Annotated in this window: 21 protein-coding genes; 20 read left to right on the top strand and 1 reads right to left on the bottom strand. The window is 41.5% G+C overall.

All coding sequences use genetic code 11. The features are described 5' to 3' along the window. The first annotated feature begins 127 nt into the window (after positions 1–127). A complete protein-coding gene (locus Q1J64_RS13335) occupies positions 128–490 on the top strand; it encodes a winged helix-turn-helix transcriptional regulator (protein ID WP_301109580.1) in 363 nt (120 codons plus the stop codon). A 46-nt stretch (positions 491–536) separates the two neighbouring features. Here the strand turns inward: Q1J64_RS13335 and Q1J64_RS13330 are convergent, their stop codons facing one another. Continuing rightward, positions 537–1,118: a cupin domain-containing protein gene (locus tag Q1J64_RS13330; RefSeq protein WP_483315937.1), complete on the bottom strand. Its 582-nt coding sequence runs from the start codon at positions 1,116–1,118 to the stop codon at positions 537–539. Between the two features lie 280 nt (positions 1,119–1,398). Between Q1J64_RS13330 and Q1J64_RS13325 the strand changes: the two genes are divergently transcribed. From Q1J64_RS13325 to Q1J64_RS13235, 19 genes are all read left to right on the top strand, one after another. Further along, the gene (locus Q1J64_RS13325; protein ID WP_301109579.1) at positions 1,399–1,521 is read left to right on the top strand and encodes a hypothetical protein; all 123 of its coding nucleotides are present in this window, start codon (positions 1,399–1,401) and stop codon (positions 1,519–1,521) included. 276 nt (positions 1,522–1,797) lie between these two features. Next, positions 1,798–2,514, top strand: a complete 717-nt coding sequence (locus Q1J64_RS13320; protein WP_301109578.1) for a GntR family transcriptional regulator — start codon at positions 1,798–1,800, stop codon at positions 2,512–2,514. 102 nt (positions 2,515–2,616) lie between these two features. Next, positions 2,617–3,792 carry an SIS domain-containing protein gene (locus tag Q1J64_RS13315; RefSeq protein ID WP_301109577.1) on the top strand — a complete coding sequence of 392 codons (1,176 nt, stop codon included), beginning with the start codon at positions 2,617–2,619 and terminating at the stop codon, positions 3,790–3,792. A gap of 66 nt (positions 3,793–3,858) precedes the next feature. Then, complete coding sequence (gene agaV / locus Q1J64_RS13310) at positions 3,859–4,338, top strand: PTS N-acetylgalactosamine transporter subunit IIB (protein ID WP_301109576.1); 480 nt, start codon at positions 3,859–3,861, stop codon at positions 4,336–4,338. Positions 4,339–4,408: 70 nt separating this feature from the next. Next, positions 4,409–5,185: a PTS N-acetylgalactosamine transporter subunit IIC gene (gene agaW, locus Q1J64_RS13305; RefSeq protein ID WP_301109575.1), complete on the top strand. Its 777-nt coding sequence runs from the start codon at positions 4,409–4,411 to the stop codon at positions 5,183–5,185. Continuing rightward, the gene (locus Q1J64_RS13300) at positions 5,175–6,002 is read left to right on the top strand and encodes a PTS system mannose/fructose/sorbose family transporter subunit IID (RefSeq protein WP_301109574.1); all 828 of its coding nucleotides are present in this window, start codon (positions 5,175–5,177) and stop codon (positions 6,000–6,002) included. The genes agaW and Q1J64_RS13300 overlap by 11 nt, the downstream gene beginning before the upstream one ends. Positions 6,003–6,041: 39 nt before the next feature. Then, entirely contained in the window at positions 6,042–6,458 is a 417-nt protein-coding gene (locus tag Q1J64_RS13295) for a PTS sugar transporter subunit IIA (protein ID WP_301109573.1), read from the top strand. A 33-nt stretch (positions 6,459–6,491) separates the two neighbouring features. Continuing rightward, positions 6,492–7,637, top strand: a complete 1,146-nt coding sequence (gene nagA / locus Q1J64_RS13290) for an N-acetylglucosamine-6-phosphate deacetylase (protein ID WP_301109572.1) — start codon at positions 6,492–6,494, stop codon at positions 7,635–7,637. A 48-nt stretch (positions 7,638–7,685) separates the two neighbouring features. Beyond that, positions 7,686–8,543: a tagatose-bisphosphate aldolase subunit GatY gene (gene gatY, locus Q1J64_RS13285; protein WP_301109571.1), complete on the top strand. Its 858-nt coding sequence runs from the start codon at positions 7,686–7,688 to the stop codon at positions 8,541–8,543. Positions 8,544–8,590: 47 nt separating this feature from the next. Next, positions 8,591–9,526, top strand: a complete 936-nt coding sequence (pfkB, locus tag Q1J64_RS13280) for a 1-phosphofructokinase (protein WP_301109570.1) — start codon at positions 8,591–8,593, stop codon at positions 9,524–9,526. A 73-nt stretch (positions 9,527–9,599) separates the two neighbouring features. Next, positions 9,600–9,866, top strand: coding sequence for a phosphocarrier protein HPr (locus Q1J64_RS13275; RefSeq protein WP_301109569.1), 267 nt, complete (start codon positions 9,600–9,602; stop codon positions 9,864–9,866). Then, the gene (gene ptsP, locus Q1J64_RS13270; protein WP_301109568.1) at positions 9,866–11,590 is read left to right on the top strand and encodes a phosphoenolpyruvate--protein phosphotransferase; all 1,725 of its coding nucleotides are present in this window, start codon (positions 9,866–9,868) and stop codon (positions 11,588–11,590) included. The genes Q1J64_RS13275 and ptsP overlap by 1 nt, the downstream gene beginning before the upstream one ends. Before the next feature lie 184 nt (positions 11,591–11,774). Beyond that, positions 11,775–12,746: a bile acid:sodium symporter family protein gene (locus Q1J64_RS13265; RefSeq protein ID WP_301109567.1), complete on the top strand. Its 972-nt coding sequence runs from the start codon at positions 11,775–11,777 to the stop codon at positions 12,744–12,746. Between the two features lie 228 nt (positions 12,747–12,974). After that, complete coding sequence (locus tag Q1J64_RS13260; protein WP_301109566.1) at positions 12,975–13,097, top strand: hypothetical protein; 123 nt, start codon at positions 12,975–12,977, stop codon at positions 13,095–13,097. Between the two features lie 176 nt (positions 13,098–13,273). Continuing rightward, a complete protein-coding gene (locus Q1J64_RS13255) occupies positions 13,274–13,909 on the top strand; it encodes an O-methyltransferase (protein ID WP_301109565.1) in 636 nt (211 codons plus the stop codon). Between the two features lie 177 nt (positions 13,910–14,086). After that, complete coding sequence (locus Q1J64_RS13250) at positions 14,087–15,298, top strand: DUF2399 domain-containing protein (RefSeq protein WP_301109564.1); 1,212 nt, start codon at positions 14,087–14,089, stop codon at positions 15,296–15,298. Beyond that, a complete protein-coding gene (locus Q1J64_RS13245; protein ID WP_301109563.1) occupies positions 15,274–16,665 on the top strand; it encodes a hypothetical protein in 1,392 nt (463 codons plus the stop codon). The genes Q1J64_RS13250 and Q1J64_RS13245 overlap by 25 nt, the downstream gene beginning before the upstream one ends. Further along, complete coding sequence (locus Q1J64_RS13240; protein WP_301109562.1) at positions 16,628–17,317, top strand: hypothetical protein; 690 nt, start codon at positions 16,628–16,630, stop codon at positions 17,315–17,317. The genes Q1J64_RS13245 and Q1J64_RS13240 overlap by 38 nt, the downstream gene beginning before the upstream one ends. Continuing rightward, complete coding sequence (locus Q1J64_RS13235) at positions 17,314–20,520, top strand: chromosome segregation protein SMC (protein WP_301109561.1); 3,207 nt, start codon at positions 17,314–17,316, stop codon at positions 20,518–20,520. The genes Q1J64_RS13240 and Q1J64_RS13235 overlap by 4 nt, the downstream gene beginning before the upstream one ends. The last annotated feature ends 47 nt before the right edge of the window (positions 20,521–20,567 follow it).

Raw genomic sequence — 20,567 nt, 5'->3', positions numbered from 1 at the left:
CCTCCACTTTCAACTAGTTATTTGATTATATTTACTTCTCTGTGAGTATAAGCGGCAACAGTACTTGGTAGAAGTACGCACTTTAAAGTGGTATAGTGTACAAAAGGATACTATTGGAGGGATCAGTATGAATATAGAGATATCTCAATGTAAAGTAGAAGAGGCGCTAGAGATTGTGGTGGGAAAGTGGAAGCCTGTGATCTTGCTTCATTTGCTTCACCAAGGTACGAAACGCTTCAGTGAACTGAAGCGCAGTATGCCTGGAATTACTCAAAAAATGCTGACAAAGCAGCTTCGCGAATTAGAAGAGGAAGACATTATTCAGCGGGTCGTCTATCCACAAGTGCCGCCAAAAGTAGAGTATTCCATGACAGATTACGGCAGATCTCTGGGACCCATTCTGGAAGCGATGCATGAATGGGGAGAGGACCATGTGATGCACAAGCAGAAGATGGGGCTGCTTCAAGAACAGCAAGAGCAAGTATTATGAATGCAAAATCCACGTCTCTTTACTAAAGGAGACGTGGATTTTTTAATTATTCATTATGATACTCTGCAGCTTGGGAAATCTCTTTTGTTTCGTGTATGGTGCCGAAAGGGTGTTGCGGCGGAGCATAAATCGAATATAACTTGAGTGGTTGTGTGCCTGTATTCGTCAGGTTATGCCATTTGCCAGCTGGAATGATAAGAGCGTAGTCATCATATACTTTACGTTCAAAATCCAGCTGTTCCATTCTATCTCCCATTTGAACTAGTCCTTCACCAGCTTCAATCCGTATGAATTGATCGACATCAGGATGCATCTCTAAGCCGATGTCTTCTCCAGATTCCAGGCTCATTAACGTTAACTGAAAATATTTTCCTGTCCATAGTGCTGTGCGAAATGTGTTATTTTGTTTTGTAGCTTCATCAATGTTGACGACAAAAGGTGAAGGGCCGTAATCAGTTATGGCAGCTTGAGGAAAGGGAGTATGGAATTCATTTGCATGAGTGGTATACGGTGGCTGTGTAGGATAACGGTAAGAATGTCCATCGTAACAAAGTGGAATATAAACCGGCATACAGCAGTTGAACATGAAATAAGGGACTTGATAACTCGAGGGGATCATTCCTTTCATAGTCTTTACTGTTAGTAGTATATGTGGCGGTTACCCGGCCGTGCCTCACTAACACTCTATTTGAAAAGATGAATTACTTGGTTACTTTTACTAAACGTTGTTTCTCCATGTGTCACAGAGTATCCATATGTAAGCGTTTCGAGTTTGAATGAATTGTGAAAACCTTCACAAGCTACTTCCTTTGCACCGAAAAGATAGTATGATAGGGGTAACAAAAGAAGTTGGTTATGCATTTCCTACAAGGGAATCAAAATACAAACCAAAGAGGAGAATGAACAACATGTGGGTTATCACTTTGTTCGATCAAGAAAATGTACGAATTTTTGAATACGCAGAGAAAGCTGAAGCAACAAACGCAATGAAGAATTTCAGCAAGTACGCGGTTCTTTCTTATACAAGATAACTGGGCAGCACCCGGCCCGCAGCGATTGAAGCTGCGGGTTTTATCTTTAAAAAAATACAATTACACTTCTAAATCAACCAGAAAATCATATCTATATAGTGAGAAAAGATAGTCCTGCCAACTGTGTAAGTAAAGATATTTCCAATATTAACTGAAAATCCTTTACTTTTAAAAAACACTATTTTATACTAAGGATAAATCGAGTGGTTATGACCACTAAAATGTGGAAATTAGATCTATGAATGATTTCCTTCTTTAAGGAGGTGTTGGTTCTCTTTGGATAAGACAAGTAAGGTCCCTTTGTACTTTCAGCTTATGGAAGAATTAATTAAGAAGATTGAGAATCAGATTTACAATGAACATGAACAGTTGCCCTCAGAACGTGAGCTTTGCACAATTTATGATTTAAGCCGAATTACTGTCAGGCAGGCACTTCAGGATTTAGAACGTGAAGGTTATATTTATAAATTAAAAGGTAAAGGCACGTTTGTAGCGCCGAAGTCGTATGATCAACATCTTTCTACTCTATACAGCTTTACTGATGAAATGGCGAAGTTAGGTAAAACACCGAGCAGTAAAGTGTTAAAGTTCCGCATAATTACTGTAGACGAGCGACTGGCGCAAAAAATGGAGATTGAAGCTTTAGAAGATGTCTATGAAGTTGTCCGTTTACGTTACGCAGATGATGAGCCATTGATGTATGAAACATCTTATTTACCCTGCAAGATATTTCCGAATTTAACCGCAGAACAAATGATTGAAAAACCAATGTATGATATTTTTCAGAAAGATTATCAAATCGGTCTGACGAAAGCAACAGAACGTTTTACGGCCACTTTGATTCGTGATGATGAAGCAGTCCATCTGAATGTGAAAGCAGGTCAGCCAGCGATGTTAATTAAACGATTTTCTTATTTTAATAACCAGCTAATCGAATATACAAGTAGCATTGCAAGAGGAGATAAATTTGCTTATACTGTCGAATTGACGTAACTGCGAATGACTACTTTTGCAGTTATGTTTTATGATTTTACTGGTTATGACAACATAACCAGTATCATAGAATATAAATACATCTTAATACGGAGGATAAAAATGTTTAACTTAACTGCACAGAAACTAACAGAAATGAAAGCGTTTAACACAGCTACTGAAATACATCAGCAACCTGAAGTCTGGAAGGAAACTGTTGAAAGTCTTAAGAAAGACAGCGGAAGAAATAAAGAATTTATAAATGGAATTCTTCATAAGCATGACATGGTGAAAGTAATTTTGACTGGAGCAGGAACGTCTGCTTTTGCGGGTGACACACTTGCACCGGTTTTGAAAAAACAAAATGCAGGAAACGTCCAATTTGAATCAATTGCAACCACTGACATAGTTTCCAATCCTGAGGACTATTTTAAAAAAGAGACTCCAACAATTCTTGTTTCATTCGCACGCTCAGGAAACAGTCCGGAAAGTGTCGCAGCAGTGGAACTTGGAGAACAAATTGTGGATGATTTCTACCAAGTTATCATCACGTGTAATAAAGATGGTCTACTGGCGAAAAACAGTACGGAAGATAAGAACAGCTTAATTATACTAACTCCTGAAAAAGCGCACGATCAGGCAATGGCGATGACCAGCAGCTTCACCAGCATGATTTTATCTGCATACGGAGTGTTCAGTTCAGCGTTCAAAGACAGCGACTTCCATGCAGTAATTGAAAATGGTGAGCGTCTGTTGGACTCTGCAGCAGTTCAAATTGACAAGATACTGGAGTTTGACTTTAATCGAATTATTTATTTAGGTTCTGGCCCGCTTAAAGAACTTTCACACGAAGCAGCGTTAAAAATGCTGGAACTTACAGCGGGGCAGGTTGTTGCAGTACATGAGTCATCGCTGGGCTTCCGTCACGGCCCGAAATCCATTTTAGATGATCAGTCAGTAGTGGTCCTGTTCATGTCGCAGAACGAATATACGAGGAAATATGATATGGACATTTTACGTGAAATTGCCTCAGATGAGTCAGGATTAAAAGTACTTGTTTTAACAGAAAAAACAGATTCAGAGATTGAAAAACTGGCAGACTGGGTTATCCAGGTTAACACCGGATCTGAAAAAATGGAGAGCGATTTCGAGCTGGCTCTTCTGTACGTAGTTTTTGCTCAGACGCTTGCAATGAAAAAGTCCATGCATCTCGGAATTACACCGGATAATCCAAGCCCTACTGGCCGCATTAATCGTGTAGTGCAAGGTGTGACAATCTACGGATATGACAAAGAATAATAGGAAGTGTCAGTAGTAACTTCTTCAAAATTGCTTAAAAATCCAAAAATGAAGGGATAGGATACGATGACTGGTCCAAATATTTTATTGACAAGAATTGATAATCGCTTGATTCACGGGCAGGTAGGAGTTACATGGGTAAACCACCTGGGCGCAAATTTAATCGTTGTGGCTAATGATAAAGTTTCAACTGATGAAGTACAGCAGAGCTTGATGGATATGGTTTTACCGGATGTTATTCAAGCAAGATACTTTTCTATTCAAAAAACGATAGATGTAATCCACAAAGCATCTCCGCGGCAAAAGATTTTCTTGGTTGTTCGTGACGTAGAGGATGCTTTGAAATTAAAAGAAGGCGGCGTACCGATCGATCATATAAATGTCGGCAATCTGCATTATGAGGAAGGAAAGAAGCAAGTTTCATCAACTGTATCTGTTGATGATCGTGATATCGCGGCATTTAAAAAGCTGGATGAACTGGGTGTGAAAATGGACTTGCGCGGTGTGCCAAGTGACAAAAAACAAAACATATTAGAGTTACTGTAAGGACATATGGAGATGGTCAGTTAATACTCAGGATTTCCGATTCAAAAAATAATGTATAGGGGGGAACTTTATGCTAGTGCAAGCACTTTTGATCGCTTTATGGGCTGGTATTGCCGGGGTGGATATGTTTAACGGACTGACGCATATCCACAGACCAATCGTTACAGGCCTTGTGGTAGGTATTATTTTAGGCGACGTAACAACAGGTCTGTTTATTGGTGGAACGTTAGAATTAATCTGGATGGGAATGGTGCCTCTTGCAGGGGCTCAGCCGCCGAACGTCGTAATCGGGGGTGTCATCGGTACTGCTTTCGGTATTATTGCGGGACAGGATCCGGCAGCAGCAATCGGTGTCGCTATTCCATTTGCTGTCGCTGTACAAGGCTTGATTACGCTATTCTTCACGATCTTTGCTCCAATCATGCACAAAGCAGACAGCTATGCTTTGGATGGAAACTATCGAGGAATTGAACGTATCAACTACTTGGGAATTACGATATTGTTTGTATTCTACGCACTTATCGCATTTTTGCCGATTTTCTTTGGAGCGGAAAAAGCCGCAGCCTTTGTCGAGACCGTACCGGAATGGATTATCGCTGGACTTTCCGTAGCAGGTGGAATTATGCCGGCCATTGGTTTTGCCATGCTGCTGAAAATTATGATGAAAGTGGAATATGTCATGTTCTTTATTGTCGGCTTTATCCTGGCTGCCTATATGAATCTTCCTATTCTAGCGATCGCACTAATTGGATTGGCGATTGCCCTGTATGATTTCTACCAGAATAAGAACAAGCCAGACCCAAATGGCCCGGGACCGCGAGAGGAGGAAATCACTGATGGAATCTGAAGATAAGCGTTACCTATACGATGATGATACTGCTGCCCCGGATCTCTCCAATAAGCAATTGAATCACTTGGCATGGAGATCATTGCTATTACAAGCGTCTTTTAACTACGAGCGTATGCAGGCAGCGGGCTGGGTGTACTCCCTCATCCCCGGACTGCGCCATATTCACAAAAACAAAAAAGATTTAAGCAAGTCTATGAAGGATCATATGGAATTCTTCAACACTCACCCGTTTCTCGTAACATTTATCATGGGTATTATTCTGGCAATGGAGCAGAAGAAAGAAGACAGAGAAGCTATACGAGGCATTAAGGTTGCTACGATGGGACCGCTTGGCGGTATCGGTGATGCGCTGTTCTTCCTAACTCTCTTGCCCATAACCGCGGGTATAGGGGCCTCGCTGGCCATAGAAGGAAACGTACTTGGACCCATCATTTTCTTAGTAATGTTTAACGTAGTGCACTTCGGTGTCCGTTTCGGTTTGATGAAATACGGCTATAAAACAGGTGTAAAGGCAATTGCAAAATTAAAAGAAGGAACGCGTCATGTTTCACGCGCGGCTTCTATTGTCGGTCTTTCTGTTGTAGGTGGATTGATCGCAACATACGTGTCATTTGATATTGGATATAAGTGGGTATCCGGTGAAGCTGAACTAAACGTACAGACAGATATCTTAGATATGATAATGCCGGCATTGCTGCCACTTGCCTATACGTTATTAATGTACTGGCTGTTGAAAAAAGGCCGTTCTCCAATCATGCTGATCGGTTTAACGGTTGTAGTAGGATTGCTGGGTGCGTACTTTAAAATACTTTAATCTGATCACGCGCTTATAGGTAATGAAGGAGGAAGTAGCATGATAGGAATTGTGGTAACAGGTCACGGCGGGTTTCCAAATGGAATTTTGGAGTCCGTTCAGCTGATAGCCGGCAAGATTGAAAAAATTGCTGTTATTCCTTTTAATGAGGATTCAGAAAAGCTTCTTGCTGATTTGGAAAGTGCGATAGTGGAAGTGGACAGCGGTAAAGGTGTTGTTTGCTTTACAGATTTGGCAGGAGGAACTCCATTCAATGTCAGCGGCAAGATTGCAGCGACAAGGGATAATGTACGTGTTATTGGTGGAACGAATTCGCCGATGCTGCTAAGTGCGTTATTCAAACGAAATCTTTCACTGGATGAATTTACTTCTACTGCCATCCAAGATGGTAAGGACAGCATCAAACTTTTCGAAATGAAAAAGAAAGAAACGGAAATCAGTGAAGACGGGATTTAATAAGATTGACTTTAATCAAAGGAAGTAATCGATATGAATTATTTCATTAAGGCAGACAAAGCTCTTCTAGAAAACGAAGAACGGCAGATGGGCTATCTCGAAGTGAAAGACGGTGTTTTCGGGGAGTTCATAGATGAAGTTCCCGAAAATGCAGAAGTTAAAGATTGGTCAGGATACCTGATAGCGCCTGGATTATTTGACACGCATATTCACGGTATTCAAGGTCATGATGTCATGGACGGAACAGCTGAAGCTGTTTATGAGATTTCGAGAGCGATAGTGGAGCTTGGTGTTACACGTTTCCTTCCTACAACCTTAACTTCATCTGATGAAGCATTGGAGCAGGCGATCGTTGCCGTTACTGAAGCAACGAAAAACAGCTTGCCCGGTGCTGAATCGGAAGGTCTGTTTTTGGAAGGGCCTTACTTCACCGAGAAGCATAAAGGAGCACAAAATCCGGGTTACTTTAAAGATCCAAACGTTGCTGAATTCAATAAATGGCAGAAGCTTGCGAATGGACAAATTGTGAAAATTGCTCTGGCACCTGAACGTGAACATGCGATGGATTTCATTCAGAAAGTCAGTGATACCGTGCTTGTCAGCATCGCGCATACGGATGCTGATTATGGCTGCTGCAAAGATGCTATTGATCATGGTGCGCGAAATTTCGTACACTTGTTCAATGGTATGTCAGGTGTTCATCACCGTGAACCAGGTGCGGTAGGCGCAGCTTTGACCGATTCCCGTGCTTATGCAGAATTAATTTGTGACGGCCATCATGTACATCCGGTAATTGCCGCAATGGCGCTTGAGAATAAAAAGGATAAACTTATGCTGATTACAGACTGCATGCGTGCTGGATTGATGCCGGATGATAATTATTATTTAGGTGAATTCCCTGTAACCATTATGAATGGGATTGCCAGAACAGAAACAGGATCTCTTGCTGGAAGTACATTGAAACTGATTGACGGAGTGAAAAACCTGCAAAGCTGGTCCAGTCTGCCGTTGTATGAAATATGGCACAGAGGTTCATTGACTCCCGCTGCAAGTCTGGGGAAAGCGGACAGGCTAGGTAGCATTAAAAAAGGCAAAGCAGCTGATTATGTTGTGCTGGATGAACAGTTAACTATTATGGCGACGGCAGTTGACGGACTGGTGAAATACAAGAAAATGTAATTGCAACTGGATTCAATACTTGAAACTCAATAACTAGGAGGAAACAGGATGACACAGTTACGAAATACAAAAGAAATGCTAATCAAAGCGAGTAAAGAAGGATACGCAGTTCCGGCATTCAATATCCACAACCTAGAAACCATCCAAACTGTGATTGAAGCGGCGGTTGAAATGAAATCTCCGGTGATTCTGGCTGCAACTCCGGGAACGATGGACTATGCAGGTCGTGCGTACATCCAGGCGATTGCTGATGTTGCTGCTAAAGAGAATGATATTCCAATTGCTTTGCACCTTGATCATCACGAAACTATTGAGTCTATTGAAGAATCACTGAAACTTGGAACGAAGTCTGTCATGATTGATGGTTCTATGGAGTCATACGAAGAAAATATCGAATTGACGAAAAAAGTTGTTGAACTGGCTCATTCTTATGGGGCTACAGTTGAAGCAGAGTTAGGAAAGCTCGTTGGCCAGGAAGACGACAAAATTGTAGAAGCGAAAGATGCAGCTTATACGGATCCTGACACGGTAGTCGATTTCGTTGAACGTACAGGCGTAGACACAATTGCGGTTGCGATTGGTACAGGCCACGGTGTGTATGCATCTAAACCTGAGCTGGATTTTGAGCGTTTGGAAAAAATTAATAACCTGGTTGATGTTCCGATTATTTTACACGGTGCATCCGGAATCTCCAAAGAAGATGTACAAAAATGTATCGAGCTCGGCTGTGCGAAAGTAAACATTTCAACAGAATTAAAGATCCCTTTTTCCACTGCATTGCGTGAGTTCTTAGTGGAACATCCGAATGAAACAGATACGAGAAAGTATATGGGACCTGCAAAAGCTGCAATGAAAGAAGCGGCAATCAGTAAAATCCTTATTTGCATGAGTGACGGAAAAGCATAAACAGCTGGTTGAAAAATAGAGTGTGGAGTAGAAAGGTGTGCGGATAAATGATACTTACTGTAACCATGAATCCTTCTGTTGATATACGCTACAATCTGGAGCATTTTAATTTAGATGCAGTAAATCGTGTCGCGAATGTATCAAAAACAGCGGGCGGAAAAGGATTAAATGTATCAAGAGTGTTGATTCAATTAGGGGAAGAGGTTGCGGCAACAGGCTTCTTGGGCGGGAGCCTGGGAAGTTTTATCCGCACACAAATAAGTGACCTTTTGATTAAAGATAGATTTATAGATAGTATAGAAGATACACGAAATTGTATCGCGATCATTCACGACGGTCAGCAGACGGAAGTATTGGAAAGCGGACCGGTGATTAGCGAAAAAGAACAGACGGAATTTCTGGAGCAGTTCCGTTCCTATGTAAAGAATGCAGAAATTGTAACCGTATCAGGAAGTTTGCCAAAAGGACTGGATACCAATTTCTATACAAAGCTGCTTGAAATTGCTCAGGAGCATGACGCAAAAGTGTTATTGGACACAAGCGGCGAGGCACTGAAAGTTTCATTGGAAAGTGTATGTAAACCTTATTTGATCAAACCGAATGAAGACGAACTGGCGGATATAGCTGGTAAAGAAATTAACACAAAAGAACAAGTAATCGAAGCACTGCAAAATCCTGTACTCGACGGTATTCCGTGGATAGTAGTCACGCTGGGCGGACAGGGAGCATTGATTCGCCATGAAGACCAATTCTATCAGGTGCAGATTCCGAAAGTCGAAGTAAAGAATCCGGTTGGATCAGGCGATTCAGTCATAGCGGGATTTGCAGCGGGGATACGGCGTAAGTTAGCCGATGAAGAGCTGATTAAGTTCGGCATTTCCATGGGTGTTCTAAATGCCATGGAAGAAAAGACTGGCCATATTGATCCGCAGAAGATTGAATGGTGTACAGATCAAATTGACATGAAGAAGATAACAATTTAAGTTCGAATATAATAGCTGAATTAGCTATTTAGATACAAGAATATCGATTACTTAGTTGAGGAGAATGATGACAATGAATCAGAAAACCTTTACGATCATAGATGAAATGGGGCTTCACGCAAGACCGGCTTCCGCATTGGTGAGTGCAGCAAATGATTACAGTTCGGCTATCAATATCGTATATAAAGGGAAAACCGTAAATCTAAAATCAATCTTAGGCGTGATGTCTATGGGCATTCCTTCAGGAGAAGAATTCGACATTACGGCTGAAGGCGCAGACCAGGACGCAGCGATGGAAGGATTAGAAAACAAGCTGAAGAGTGAAGGACTGATTGCGTAATGAAACAATTACATGGTATTGCTGCATCGAGAGGAATCGCGATTGCCAAAGCATACTGCCTGGTTGAATCAGATCTGCAGGTTGAAAAGAAAACCGTGGCGGATATCCCGAAGGAAATCGAGCGCTTCCAATCTGCACTGGCGGCATCCAAAGAAGAGTTGGAAGCCATCCGTGAAAAAGCAGAAAAGGAAATGGGCGTTGAAGAGGCGGCAATTTTCAATGCGCAGATATTAGTTTCATCCGATCCAGAACTAATCGACTCTGTAGAAAACAATATTAAGGAAAATCAGTTGAATGCAGAATCTTCCTTGGAAGAAATAGCGAATCAGTTCATCACGATGCTTGAACAGCTGGATAACGAATACATGAGAGAACGGGCTTCGGACATTAGGGATGTAACGAAACGAATCCTATCTCATTTGTTAGATGTGAAAGTTGTCAACTTGAGCATGATCAATGAGGAAGTCATCATGATTGCCAACGATTTGACCCCCTCTGACACAGCACAGCTGAATCGACAGTTCGTCAAAGCATTCGTGACCAATATTGGGGGAAGAACTTCACATTCTGCCATCATGGCACGCTCTATGGAGATCCCCGCTGTCGTTGGTGCAGAAGGAGCAGTTGAGCAGGTTCGAGACGGAGATCTGGTGATTGTCGACGGTGTGAAGGGTGAAGTACATATCAACCCTTCTGAAGATGTTGTTGCAGCATATAAGCAACAGCAGAAAGAGATGGAGCTTGAAAAGAAAGAACTAGAAAAATTATTGAATGAAAAGACCGTAACAGCAGACGGAGAACATATCGAACTGGCTGCCAACATTGGTACACCCGCTGATCTGGCAGGAGTTAAAGCAAATGGTGCGGAGGGAATTGGTTTATACCGGACAGAGTTTTTATATATGGACCGAGACCAATTGCCGACTGAAGAAGAACAGTTCACAGCGTATAAAAAGGTACTTGAGGAAATGAACGGCCTACCCGTCGTTGTGCGTACTTTGGATGTGGGCGGAGATAAGGAACTGCCGTATTTACAGCTTCCGAAAGAAATGAATCCTTTTTTAGGCTTACGTGCGGTCCGCTTATGTCTAAAAGAGCAGGAAATGTTCAGAACTCAGCTAAGAGCTTTATTACGAGCAAGTAAATTCGGATCACTGAAAATTATGTTCCCGATGATTGCTACGATTGACGAGTTCCGTCATGCTAAATCCATTTTAGAAGAAGAGAAACAGAAGTTAGTATCCAACAATATCGAGGTTGCTGACAATATTGAGGTCGGTATCATGGTGGAGATTCCTTCAACCGCAGTACAGGCAGATGTATTTGCCAAGGAAGTGGACTTTTTCAGTATTGGAACGAATGACTTAATTCAGTACACGATGGCGGCGGACCGAATGAACGAGACGGTTTCGTATTTATATCAGCCATGCAACCCGGCTATATTGCGCCTGGTTAAGATGGTCATTGACGCTGCACATAACGAAGGGAAAATTGCTGGTATGTGCGGGGAAATGGCGGGTGATGAAACCGCGATCCCTTTATTGCTCGGCCTGGGACTTGATGAGTTTTCCATGAGTGCTTCTTCTATTTTAAAGAGTCGTAAACTAATCAGTCAGCTGAAAATGAGTGACATGAAAGAACTTGCCAATGAAGCAGTCGGCATGGCAACTGCTGAAGAAGTAGTGAATGCTGTGATGAATCGGGTACAAACTGTGAATATATAGTCGTTAAGCAGCATCTAAGAATAAACTATTCTTAGAAGCTGTTTTTAATTCTTTTCTATTTGCTGCTCATCATAGTCTATTTTTGCAGCAGATTACACTTGTTTTCAGAAATTCTCACATGTAATGTATTTGGTACACACTATTCGCAGTTTACTGCCAATTCCATAAAGAAGGTAATCAATTTATGCTGACAAAATTCAATACGTTTCTACAAAGAAGAATTGCCATCTTAACACCTCTGAGTCTGCTCATCGGTGTTCTGTTTCATCAGGTTGGAGAGCAGCTGCTGTTCCTCGTGTCTTGGCTCATTGCATTTATCACGTTCACTGGAAGTCTCGGTATGAATGTCAGGGAATCACGCATGGTAGTCAAGCACCCGGGAATCGTATTAGGGAGTATTGCATTTTTGCATATCCTGATGCCTGCATGGGCGTATTTATTATCTATTATATTTTTTGACGATCACTTACTGACGATTGGATTTATACTTGCAGTGGCGGTGCCGACCGGCGTTACGAGCGTGATCTGGGTAACTATTACTAAAGGGAATCTGCCTCTGTGCTTGTCGATCATACTAGTCGATACCTTACTTGCACCTATTGTCATGCCGGGTATTCTTCATGTAGTGGCGGGTGAGCGAATTACTCTTGATACCGGTTCGTTAATCCTTAATCTAGTCTGGATGATACTGCTTCCGACGATTATCGGTATTGTGCTGAATGAATGGACGAAAGGAAAGGCTAAAGCTGCCCTTAGTCCGAAATTATCTCCGTTCTCAAAGCTCAGTCTGTTTGCAATCGTTGCGATTAACGGAAGTGCAGTGTCACCGTATGTACAGAAATTCACATGGGAACTAATCGGGATTATTTTATTAGTATTATTCCTCGCTGTTACCGGATATGCTGCCGCGCTGGCGATTGCCCATATCATTTGGAAAAGCCCCGAGATTTCTGCGACATTCATGTATGTAGGCGGAATGCGCAACATTGCGATCGGTGTCGTCATCGCCACAACCTATTTTCCTGTAAAAGTAGCCATGCCCGTTGTGTTCGGCATGCTCTTTCAACAGGTTCTTGCTTCTTTCTATAGTAAGGTGATAGAAAAGTATAATCGCTGGGTTACGTTAAAACATAATAAAAATGGCATTGCGACTTAAAAATTAGTTTACATGTACACTGTTCTTTTATCATAAAGATGTTAAGTAAACGATTGCAGACACTAATCTGACAAATGTAAGCGGTTAGAGTTTGAATGAATTGTGAAAGTCTTCACATGGTTGTTTCAATCAACGCAAAAGAGCGTATGATAAGGGTAACAAAAGAAGTTGGTCATGAATTCCTAAACAGGAAATAAACGTGCCAATAAAAAAAGGAGACTGAACAACATGTGGGTTATCACATTGTTCGAACAAGAAAATGTACGGATTTTTGAATATGCAGAGAAAGCTGAAGCAACAAATGCAATGAAAAACTTCAGCAAGTACGCAGTTCTTTCTTATACACGATAATTTATATTCATCATGCCCGCAGCAATCAAACGCTGCGGGATTTTTTTATGCTTATTTCTTCCATTCAACTTTCTTCAGCTCAATCAGTTACTAATTTCGTAAAATTCATTTTATTTTGATAAAATGTCTAAGGGTACAGTTATAAAATAGTTTAGAAGAGAAAGGGATGGAATAAAATGAAAGAAATAAATAAGTATATTGATACGGTATTTTGTCCACAAGATGAAGTGCTCACAGACACGGTGGAGTCCATTAGAGAAAATGGTATGCCTGCCATATCGGTTTCATCAAGTTCAGGCAAACTATTGACAATGCTGGTTTCAATATCCGGCGCAAAAAACGTGTTGGAAATAGGGGCTCTTGGAGGTTACAGTGGAATTTGTCTGGCGAGAGGATTCACTGGGGAAGGTAATCTGACTTCATTAGAACTCGAGGATTCCTACGCAGAGCTGGCACACCGCAATCTGACAAAAGCAAGCTTTGGTGATCAGGTAACGTACATGACAGGTGAAGCTTTGAAGAATCTTCAATTACTCATCGATGGTCAAAAGCGTTTTGACTTCTTTTTCATCGACGCGGATAAAGGAAATTACGAAAACTACTTGAACTGCTGTCTACAGCTTGCGGAACCGGGTGCGGTAATCGTTGCTGATAATGTATTGGCAGGGGGCAGCGTAGTTGGCGGAACTGAATCAAGGAGCCACACAGAAGTGATGAAGAAGTTCAATTCCTATGTGGCATCCCATCCTAAATTAGAATCGCTGCTTATTCCTACAGGTGACGGGTTAACCGTTTCGATTGTGAAAGTATAAAACGATTTCGCAATAATTAAGCATCTATAAAAACCGCTAGGCTCTTTTCGTAAGAGTTTACAGCGGTTTTTCTGTTTCCGAAAATCCAGAAGACTGTAAAATATGATATTCTTTATCTATAACGACAAAGCAGTCAAACGAACGGATAGAGAAGCAAGAAAGAAGTGAATCAATCTGATGAAAACAGTGAAAGAGTTTCTGGAAACTTATATTTGCAAAGCCGGGGAATCGATTCAGCAAATTAGTGAGAATGAATGGGAAATCCAGAAGTGGACAGTGCGTACATACAAAACATTAGGCAACGTCTTGGTAGCTGATGAGTATGATGTGCATCCACCTGACGAAATTATAAGGTTACAGCTCAAGCCGAATTCTAAGAAAATCTCACTGGCCATTTCGGACGAATTGACACGGGAAGCCTTGCGTAAAGGGTGGTTACTTCAGGAAATACGATTTAAATCTGATGGGCGGACACCTGATTCTACAGTGTACCGCATGGGCCCTGGTATTGCGGAATATGAACGAGTAAGAAGGCTGGAAACTATGGAAGCAGATGAATTATTGCGCCAAACACTACTGGCGGAAATTGAAAACTCGAACGTACTGTTTCCCTTCTTGTTTATCCAACATATAAAGGCTTTTGTTTTAGAATCCAAAGATGAAGAGTCCTGGGGAAAAGAAAAGGTTCGGAAGTTTACGGAGTTCCTAATTGCTTATCTCCGGTTGAGAAATCAGCAATCTCAAATGGAGTTTAAAGAAATCGGTGCGACTTATTATAAACGGATTGGCGGATCAAAAGTTTTTGATTCTTATAGAGACGATTTTATTAGCCGAATTGAAAAATGGATAGGCGCGCCGATTAGTGAGATCGGGGTTGTCAGTACGGGCTCCATTGTACCGATCTATTTTACTGGAAATCTAACAGGACGGTTCTCGGATTATTCGTTCGGTACTGTCCATGCGACGACCGAAATTGCGGTGATGGATGAAAGCTATGTCACAAGCGCAGAAATCTTATGGTTGGTGGAGAACCGTGCAGTACTGACGAGAATGGCTAAAGAACTTTATTTTTTATCTGAGACATCTTCACTGATCATCGGAGTGGACGGGCAGGTGCGGGGAGCCCATCGAAAATTAATTCAGCAGCTCTGTCAGAATTCATCTATTCAGCAAATTGTGATTTGGGTAGATTATGATGCGGCAGGCAGGATTATAGCCAGAGATTTAGCAGATTTGACAGAAGGGATTTCCGTTCGTTTTATCGGCAATGAAAGAAATGTCTTTACGACCTATCAAGCCTATGTAGAATGGTCAGCAACTGTTCCGGAAGCTGAACAAGAAATGACGTTAGGGGGTCCAGGAGAATGGAGAAAGTGGATCAGCAAGTAATTTCTATCTTCAATATGGATGAACAGCAGCCTGAAATGACACGGGCGATGCGCGATATTATTTCATTAGCCGGTGTGATGAAAGATTTATCTTCGGAAGCGGTGTTCCAATCGCCGTTAGAAATGCTACGATTTTTACGCATTATTGAACTAATTCATGAAGAAGCATACGGCCTATCCGAACCCATCGATAGTGCAGATACATTGTATTACCGCTATCAGTCCCGTTATCGTGATGAAGATCCGCCATCTAAAACGCGCGTAAATCAAATCGTTACCATATTGACGAGCAATAATTGGATCAGTAAACAGACGCATCAAATTAAAATGATGAGTGTCGGGAAGCGGATGATGCACTCTTTGACACGGCTCGCTAACGATTCACTCGCTTATTATTTGGAGGATGATATCGGCCGTTCGCTGTTTCAGGCGAGGAGAGATGCCGAGATCAGCGAAGCGTATGATGATAAAGGGATTTCTGGCGGTAATGTCATCGCCAGTATGATTCGCAATGTGAAAGATGCCAATGAAACGTTGAAGGAACGCGAATTGGAGCTATTGGCTGATCGGAATGCACTGCCGCAGCTGGAAGTAATCCATACGTTGATGGCAGATTTGGAACGCAAGCTACATGAGCGGTATAAGGAATTCCAAACAATTGAAGACAGTCTGGTACTCAGTAATTTAATGCAGAGCGGTGCGGCTGTATTGGCAGAAGGGACAAGCTTATCTCTTGGTATGATCAATAAGTACTTGCAGTTCATGAATGTTCAGCAAACACCTCTCAAAACTGCGATTTCACCTGAAAAAGTACGAGCATTCATTATCAAAATGTTTCATCCTCCTCTGGAATCTGAAATCCCGAATGCTCACCAGCTCTTTAGCTTTATGGATCAAGGACAGTATGAAGGAGAAGAACTTGACGGTATTTGGATGCCGGTTAAATACGCAAGTCCTCTATCTTCTCAAGATATTGAAAGCGGGGTCGAATTCCTGGAGAACTATGAACCTGTTGTTGCGGAAATGGAAGCACAGCACAGTATAGAATTCAGACAGGAAACGCTGGAAGTTCAGTCGATTGACGATTTAGTGGATGAAGCGAGCTGGCTTTTGACGAAAGCGAGCATTGATACAGAAAAGATTGAGGAATATATAGAACGAAAACATAAAGCAGAAATAGAAGAAACCATCATTGAAACAAGTTCTGCAGAATGGGGAGACGCGATACGTCAGCTTCTCGGAATTGCTGCACTGGAGGCCAATAAAAGAATTCAACTAACGCCGCAGCAAGACGTGAAAGAAATAGATAAAGAGTGGGAGTGGATTCAAGATGACGACCGAAGATTTAGCATTCGAAAACGACAATAGTGAAGACTTCTCATTGAATAGTCTGCAATCATTGCGAAGTGTGTTAACGAACCGGGAAGAGCAAACATTTATGTCTATTCTCTTTTCTTCCAGCGCAACCATCCGGGCAAATAACTTTGGATTGTCGCGTAAAGAAGTAGAAAAACTGCTTGGTGTAAGTAAAGAAGACACTTATTTCCATTCATTTCTATCACGTGTCAATCAAGCTGTCGGAAGATATTATCGGCTGATTTATGATGAAGAACGTGATCAGGTCGTCGCTATGCTGCGCGTTCCCGCCCGATCTGCACGTCATACATTGTCAGAAGAAGCGCTTGCTGTATTGTTGTTCATGTTTTATCAGCAGGAAGTATTAAAACATGAATATACCTTGCTGACTCAGTTGCTCGAAGCATTCGGTCATGAGATGAAGAAAGGCAGCCGGCGTATACAGCTGGCAATCGATACGCTGCGAAAGATAGGAGCGCTTGAAATTCATGTAGGTTCGGATACAGAGGACGCCTATCGGTTAACAGCCATTGGGGTCAATATGTTTTCAGATTCATTTTTACACCGGATGGTCGAATTCAGTCATTCCAGTCAGCTGTCAAAAGAAGACGTGATGAAGTTTTTCAATCGCTATAATTTGTATGAAAAGGAGGGGCTCCTGTGATCCCTTGGCGATTACAGTTTTCAGGTATCCGTGATTATGATGCAGAAGAAATGATTTTGGAAAATGCCGATGAACATATTCTCATAACTGGACCAAACGGCGCGGGAAAGTCGACGATTTCATTTTGTATGGGAGCCGTCCTGCGTTCGAGTAAAGTGGATATCGAAGGATTGAAATCTCAAAACCTTCCGGAAGACGAAACATGGAGGGCGGCGATTCACTTTTTGTTTAAGAATGAAGGCCAATCCCGTATCGACGGGCCACTTTACATTGAATTCCGTCTGCTATGCGAGCAGCCTCCGAAACAGCCAATCAAACTGCGTTATGAAATTCATGACGGTGATGAACTGGATGATATCGAATTACGTCAAATCTTTCGTTCGGGAGACGCCAATAAAAATAATCTGAGTGCCTATAAAAGAGAATTGCAGTTTAAATATAAAATCCATCCTGATCTGTATTATTTAATCTGGTATCAACAAGAAGTCAATCAATTTTCAGTGATGGCGCCAGAAGAGCGATTCCGCATCTTCAGCGAAATGCATGGCATTGACAGGATTCAAAAAGACTGGGAGACGAGTCTGGAGATTGTAAAAGACGCGCGGGAAGCGTATGTAATTGCGACCAATCAACAAAAGCAGCATGATTTTAATTTATCTGTTGCAAGAAATAACAAAATTCGCTTTGAAGATAACCGAAAACGCCTTGCCGATAACGGAATTCAATATGCACGTACTACCTATGGGCTTCAATTAAGTGCAGAGAATGGCCGTAAAGAAGTCGAAGCGTATATTGAAGATCGTAAATTGGATCTAGAGGAAGCGGAAGAACAGGCACGTCAACTAACTGCTGAATTGGAACTGCAAAAAGCTGCAGAAGAGAAAATGAAAGCAAGCCAGCTTGAGAGAGAAACATTACTTAGACAATCCGAAGCACAAGTAAAGGAAAAAGATGAAGAGTTGGAGGAAGTGCAAAGTGAAGTCGATGCCTTACAAGAGGAATTGAGTGCACTTCAAGACGAATATTCGAAATTGCCATATCCGGAAACTGAGACAAAGAATAGACTGGCGGCAGCTGCTGAACAAGTTGAGATCATGGCGAAACAAGAAATAGAACTAAAGGGACAGGCTGATAAAGCAGAGATTTCAATTGAAGAATATCAGCAAAAACAATCGCATATACAAGCAGCAATTGACCAGTGGGAAAGAAACAGCCGCTTTCATTCAGAAATGATGAATCGTTATTTATCCAGTCATCAATTAGAAAAAGATATTGCTGATCTGGATCATTCATTAGAGACCAGAAAAAAGACATTGGAAAAGAAGCAGGTTACTTATTCTGCTTTGAAAGATGAATTGGTTATGTTAGAAAACAATCAAATTGAATCATCCCGACAGAAAGAAGCGATTCAGCATTTAAAAGATCAACAAATCAAAGCGTATCCTCTGCGAGCTTTCATTAAATTAATGGACCAGGCACCGATTGAGAACGAACGTCTTTTTGATACGATTAAATATACCATATTTTATGATGCCTCAAAATGTCAGCCCATCAATGACCTGTATCATGTTTCGCTGAAGAAATTAATTCCGGATCGCAGTATTATTGAATTGCCTGGCATGGGTCTGCAAATGCAGGAAGGGCTTTCACAGCAAGAACAGAATCATGCTACGCGTGTACTTTGGTGGATTGAACGGTTTTTCTCAGAGGAACAGCCAGCAATTTCAAAAGGAAGATTGGTTGACAGGCAAGGTGTAAGAGGGCCACAAGAACAAAATACGTTTATATTGAGCAAGCGTGCTTTAGAACAACGAAAAAGATTTCTTATCCAGGAAATTGAGAAGTTACAGAAAGAAATCGAATCACTAACACTGCAAGTTTCTGAGGACAATGAAATCTACCGGGTGTGGAATGCTGATGTCCAAAAGGTTAGGGAAGCGGAGGCTTTTCTTTCATCAAAAGCGGAGCAGCAATATCGTGTAGAACAGCTTGTCCAATTGAAGACGGAGCAGCTTCAATTAAAAGTGGAGAAAAAAGAATATGAAGCAAAATCGCTGAAGATTTGGAAAAAGAAAAGTCTTGAAGAGGAAACAGTCGCAACTTTGCAAGACTATTTGAAGGTATATGAAAAATTCAGCCGACATTCTGAAAAAATTGAACGTCTTCAGCAACAGCAATTGTTGTTAAAGCAACTGAAACAAGAGCTTAATTTGCTGCGTAGAAATATTGATAAACAGCAAGATGAATTGGATGATATTCAGGATCGTATACGTAAACAGCAGCGGGAAATTATTGATGTGAGTGATCAACAAGAAGTTAATCAGCGGATGATCATACTCATTACTAATCAGTTATCTGAAAAGCAGGATGAACGAATTGCTTTGTCTAAAGATGAAGCTGCGCAACGAGAAAAAATGAACGACCTTCGTGAGCTTGTACCTCAATTGGTAGAGCAGGCTTTGATGGAACAACCTACAGTCCAATCAAGACAAGATTTATTGATAAGACAAAATCAGGCAATGGTCGGATTTGAAAATGCCCGGAATGAAGAGAATATTGATTCCAATGCGGTAGAAAACTTTTATACACTGGAGCAGGAAGTCAAACGTAAAGAAGAAGAGCTTCATTCAGCAAAAAACTTGCTGGAAGAAAATGAAGAACGTGCGATCCAAAATGAACGTCGCCTGGAAACTGCCATCGAAATGCAAGTTCAGAAAATCCATTTGCTCTTTCAACAGTATATGGGTGAATTCCAGTTTGAAGGCCAAATTAAATTTGAAAAGCTCATGGATAAAAAAGGACGTCCTATTTTCAAATTATTTATTTATGTACGGAAAGAAGGCCATCGGGGGAAAATCCAAGATGTCAGTTTGAAAGCAAGAGGCGGGCGTGTTGGTAGAGGAGTTTCTGGTGGTGAGGAATCGCTGAGTTCTCTATTATTTGCGCTGTCGCTGCTTCAGAATTTGGAAAATCAGTCGGGTTTCATTGTGCTCGATGAGTTCGACAGTGCGTTAGATGAAACTCGTAAAGCGACAGTCTTCCAATTGTATGCCAGTAAATTGCAGAGGAAATTGATAATACTTTCACCTAAAGCACATGATACAGACTACTATAACGAATTTTCTAAGGCATTTATCATTTCCCATGATCCGCAAGAAATGAAGAGTAAGGTCAGAGGGATCCAAATCGGCAAAAAACAGTAAACATAAACAAACAGCCGCTTGTTCAGATGATTAGAACGAGCGGCTGT

Source organism: Sporosarcina sp., assembly GCF_029257255.1.
Lineage (GTDB): Bacteria > Bacillota > Bacilli > Bacillales_A > Planococcaceae > Sporosarcina.
Note: the sequence above shows the minus strand (reverse complement) of the source record. Positions and strands in the feature narration are given on the sequence as shown.

Bases quoted from the DNA above. Each gene is read 5' to 3' on its own strand.
- nagA (WP_301109572.1), top strand. From the start codon at position 6,492: ATGAATTATTTCATTAAGGCAGACAAAGCTCTTCTAGAAAACGAAGAA.
- Q1J64_RS13325 (WP_301109579.1), top strand. From the start codon at position 1,399: ATGTGGGTTATCACTTTGTTCGATCAAGAAAATGTACGAATTTTTGAA.
- gatY (WP_301109571.1), top strand. From the start codon at position 7,686: ATGACACAGTTACGAAATACAAAAGAAATGCTAATCAAAGCGAGTAAA.
- ptsP (WP_301109568.1), top strand. From the start codon at position 9,866: ATGAAACAATTACATGGTATTGCTGCATCGAGAGGAATCGCGATTGCC.
- agaW (WP_301109575.1), top strand. From the start codon at position 4,409: ATGCTAGTGCAAGCACTTTTGATCGCTTTATGGGCTGGTATTGCCGGG.
- Q1J64_RS13275 (WP_301109569.1), top strand. From the start codon at position 9,600: ATGAATCAGAAAACCTTTACGATCATAGATGAAATGGGGCTTCACGCA.
- Q1J64_RS13245 (WP_301109563.1), top strand. From the start codon at position 15,274: ATGGAGAAAGTGGATCAGCAAGTAATTTCTATCTTCAATATGGATGAA.
- Q1J64_RS13295 (WP_301109573.1), top strand. From the start codon at position 6,042: ATGATAGGAATTGTGGTAACAGGTCACGGCGGGTTTCCAAATGGAATT.
- agaV (WP_301109576.1), top strand. From the start codon at position 3,859: ATGACTGGTCCAAATATTTTATTGACAAGAATTGATAATCGCTTGATT.
- pfkB (WP_301109570.1), top strand. From the start codon at position 8,591: ATGATACTTACTGTAACCATGAATCCTTCTGTTGATATACGCTACAAT.
- Q1J64_RS13300 (WP_301109574.1), top strand. From the start codon at position 5,175: ATGGAATCTGAAGATAAGCGTTACCTATACGATGATGATACTGCTGCC.
- Q1J64_RS13265 (WP_301109567.1), top strand. From the start codon at position 11,775: ATGCTGACAAAATTCAATACGTTTCTACAAAGAAGAATTGCCATCTTA.
- Q1J64_RS13250 (WP_301109564.1), top strand. From the start codon at position 14,087: ATGAAAACAGTGAAAGAGTTTCTGGAAACTTATATTTGCAAAGCCGGG.
- Q1J64_RS13335 (WP_301109580.1), top strand. From the start codon at position 128: ATGAATATAGAGATATCTCAATGTAAAGTAGAAGAGGCGCTAGAGATT.
- Q1J64_RS13260 (WP_301109566.1), top strand. From the start codon at position 12,975: ATGTGGGTTATCACATTGTTCGAACAAGAAAATGTACGGATTTTTGAA.
- Q1J64_RS13240 (WP_301109562.1), top strand. From the start codon at position 16,628: ATGACGACCGAAGATTTAGCATTCGAAAACGACAATAGTGAAGACTTC.
- Q1J64_RS13315 (WP_301109577.1), top strand. From the start codon at position 2,617: ATGTTTAACTTAACTGCACAGAAACTAACAGAAATGAAAGCGTTTAAC.
- Q1J64_RS13255 (WP_301109565.1), top strand. From the start codon at position 13,274: ATGAAAGAAATAAATAAGTATATTGATACGGTATTTTGTCCACAAGAT.
- Q1J64_RS13330 (WP_483315937.1), bottom strand. From the start codon at position 1,118: ATGAAAGGAATGATCCCCTCGAGTTATCAAGTCCCTTATTTCATGTTC.